The sequence below is a fragment of the Monashia sp. HAY1-5C genome (assembly GCF_056755255.1).
In genome coordinates this window covers 1-257 of sequence record NZ_JBPGXG010000492.1, presented here as the reverse complement: position 1 = coordinate 257, position 257 = coordinate 1, and the positions used below count along the sequence as shown (strand labels likewise).

General features: G+C 71.2%; 1 protein-coding gene. It reads left to right on the top strand.

The annotated features are described in order from the left end of the window. A partial coding sequence (locus ACR9ZK_RS22555; protein WP_481344159.1) for a LysR substrate-binding domain-containing protein occupies positions 1–257 on the top strand: 257 nt, incomplete at both ends.

Below are 257 nucleotides of genomic sequence, written 5' to 3'. Positions count from 1 at the left end.
GTTGAACCGCAGCACGCGACGCGCCTCGCTCACCGACGAGGGCAGCCTGTTCCACCTGCACTGCCGCCGCGTGCTGGATGCGGTGGAAGCGGCCGAGGCGGCGCTGGAGCAGCGCCAGGACGTGGTGGCCGGCGTACTCAAGCTCACCGCGCCCAATGGATTCGGACGCCGTCATGTGGTGCCGGCGGTGCGCAGCTTCCAGCAGGCGCATCCCGGGGTGCGCGTGCACCTGTCGCTGCGCGATGAGCTGGTGGACC